General features: G+C 53.8%; 2 protein-coding genes. Both read right to left on the bottom strand.

All coding sequences use genetic code 11. The features are described from left to right. Positions 1–327: 327 nt before the first annotated feature. A complete protein-coding gene (locus tag ACF8Q6_RS02805) occupies positions 328–819 on the bottom strand; it encodes an SMI1/KNR4 family protein (protein WP_260681235.1) in 492 nt (163 codons plus the stop codon). 10 nt (positions 820–829) lie between these two features. Beyond that, positions 830–3,109, bottom strand: a 2,280-nt coding sequence (locus ACF8Q6_RS02800) for an RHS repeat-associated core domain-containing protein (protein ID WP_392498256.1), incomplete at its 5' end; no start/stop codon positions are given.

Below are 3,109 nucleotides of genomic sequence, written 5' to 3'. Positions count from 1 at the left end.
GCTCAGCTGGCCGTGTTCGTCGTAGCGGTACTGTGTGAGCGTTTCAACGGCCTAGTTGTCGAATTATCGGCTAAAAGAGCAATCTCGCCTGACTGCTGCAGGACGTTCTATTCAGTGTGACTCGTTTACTGGAATGACTGAGGCTAACGCCTCAGCCCTCCGACGTTAAGTTATTAAAGATCCCAGCCACACTAAATCCACTTAGAAAGTATAGCGCCGAAGGTTGAATTAAAGCCAGCATTCACTGACATTCACGCTAAAGCGCTAAAACGCTAAAGCGCTAAAGCCAGTAAAAGCTTTCAGCCTTCAGGGCAACACCTCACACACTCACTGATCAACTTGATCCTCATGAATCAAGGACCCAATGAACTCATGAAATGAAAACGAAAGAACCCGTTGAGCATTGATGTGATTTAGATGCATATCAATATCGGGCTGAAAAATGTCCACCGCAAAATAAATCACCTTGCCCTCATTTTTATCAAGACAAATAAAGTTACCCGCCTCATCTACGGCAAATGGCACCAAGTGTGCTGGCAAGACATTCCTGCTCACCATCAACCTGAAACAACCACCTATGTACTTAGTCTCATTCTTGTCTACAGCGCCATCACTAGCAATACTCTTAAAATCTTCAACTCTAATCGGCTCATAATTTTCGTCTTCCGCCCAAAATGCCCGATTAGGCTCACCCCCATTGAAGGTCAGGTATAGCGCCCTAAATTCCGCAGGAAATCTCATACCGATTTCAGACTCAAGTGCATCAATATCAAGCCCTGAAATAGCGACATCAGAATTGAAGAGTTTAAAATCATCCACCATATAGTCCTCAACAAGTTGTAGACGTTATTTTTTGTGGGCGCCCTTTCAGCCACCCCTTGTCCTGCGAGATAGCTACAGCTTCAGGTGTCCCGTAAGATCCAGAAGGCAAACCGAAATGCTTCTCGAATTGTGCCACCGACCCTGTATGGGGCAACGAAGCCTCGTGCGCGGCCTGAGTTACTAACTGCATTGTTCCCTTACCAGTTACAGGATCGAAATCATCCAAATGATGCCAAGTATATTTACCAATCGATTTGACCTGAGCCTTTGACAAACCAGCTTGCTTGTAAGCTTCAGTAAAGTCTCGACCTCGAGACCCTTGCATTTGAATAGATACGATATTTTTTTGGTTGCCGGTTACGGGGAACAACTCAGGCGAACCCTCAAAATTCACACTCTTGAAAGATAGCCCCCAAGGATCAATCCATGCAGTGGCATTAGGCGCATATTGGTAAAGATTTACACCGCCACCTAAACCCAATGGATCTTGAGTTACAAAGCGCCCAATATCCGACGCATAATAACGGAAGGTATTATAATGCAGCTCACTCTCAACGTCGAAGTATTGCCCTTGAAATCGAAGGTTCTGCTCGACTTCACTAATATCTAGCTGCTCTAGCATGCCCCACGAGCGGTACGTAGCTTGCCAAACGACTGCGCCATCGCTGTTCGTAAGCTCCAGCGGCGTGCCAATCTGGTCAGTATGGAAGTAATAGACCTTCTGCCCTTCCCCTTCCGCCTGGTCAACTCGCGCCAACGGCGCATAGCTACCCGGCTCGTACAGGTACAAGATGCTGTGCCCAGGAGTTTCCTCCCGCAGCATCCGCAAGCCTTGCCAGAGGAAGCGCTTCTGCTCTACCTCGCCATTCATTTCCGCCTGTTTGGCTATTCGCCTCCCCAAGCTGTCGTACCGGTACTCGCCTTGACTTTCCAGCTTGCCATTGACCAACGTCTCCGCCCGCACCAGCCGGTTCTCGCAGTCATAGCTGAAGTGCTGCAGCTTGCTGTGCCCCGAGCGCTTCTCGACCAGATTGCCCCACGGGTCGTAGCGATACTCCTGATCCCGCCACTGTTTGATCCGGTTGTCCTTGACCTTGTCGAACTGCCGCGCATTGAAGTCCAGGCGGTTGGCTGCCGGGTCGTAGCGGAACTCCTCGCTGCCGATCAACGAGCCGGTATCACGACTGCGCAACTGGCCGTTGGCTTCGTATTCGTACTTGATCTCGCCACGCAGCTTGTCCAGCGTACGCACCAGTTCACCGGCCGGGTCGTACTGGTAACGGCGGTGGATCGGGTTGTAGGCGTGCTCGACCAGCAACGAGGTATTGATGCCGGTGTTGTGCACGTGCGAGAGCTTGTCGGCCGGCAAGGTCGAGGCAAACTGCCAGGCCTTGCGCCCCATGGCGTCATAACCGAAGCAACTGGTGAGCTTGCCCTGGGTCCGGTACACCTCGCGGTGCAGGTCATCGCGCTCCATGTCGCTGATCACCTGACCATCCAGGTTCAGCTGGTGCAGGTGGCCACTGCCGTAATACAGGTGATTGACCTTACGCCCATCCGGCAGGGTCAGCGTGGTCAGGTTGCTGAGCGGGTCGTACTCGTAGCCAAGCGTGCCGTCAGGGGTGATTTCTTTGGTCAGACGGCCGAGCAGATCGTAGGTGTATTCCAGCTTCTCTTCTGTGATCCCAAGCTGCTTGCCGATCCCGGTCGGTTGCCGCTCGATGCTCAGCAGCCGGTCGCCGTCGTCGTAGACGAAGTCTTGCCGCGCATCGCTATTGAGCTTGGCAATCAAACGGCCAATGGCATCACGCTCAAAGAGCGTATGGCGCTCGGGCCGCTCGGCATTTTCGCCATAGCCAATCTCATCCAGTCGTGTGAGATGGCCACCGACGTTGTAGCTGAAACGCCGGGTCAGGTTATCCACCCGCACTTCCTCGCTCAGCCGGTCCGAGGCGTCGTAGGCAAAGCTGTACGTGGCGTTGTTCTCGTTGACCAGCGCGGTCAGGCGAATGGCCTTGTCGTACTCGTAGCGAACCCGCTGGCCCTTGGCATCCTGGCGGCTGCTCGGCAGGCCACGGGCCGTGCGCATCAGGCGGGTGGTCTGGCCCTTGCCGTCGGTGTGGCTGAGCACCTGACCGTAGACGTTGTAGGTAAAGGTTTCCGTGGTGCCGTCCGGGTGGCTGATGCGCAGCACTTCACCGTCGGGCTTGCGCTCCAGTGTGGTGGTCTGGTTCAGCGCGTCCGTTACCGCGACCAGGTGCTGGCGCTCGTCATAGCGGTAGTACGT

Origin of the sequence: Pseudomonas sp. GLN_2 (genome assembly GCF_043106005.1) — a bacterium.
Lineage (GTDB): Bacteria > Pseudomonadota > Gammaproteobacteria > Pseudomonadales > Pseudomonadaceae > Aquipseudomonas > Aquipseudomonas alloputida.
The sequence above is the reverse complement of the archived record's forward strand: the minus strand, read 5'-3'. Positions and strand labels throughout refer to the sequence as shown.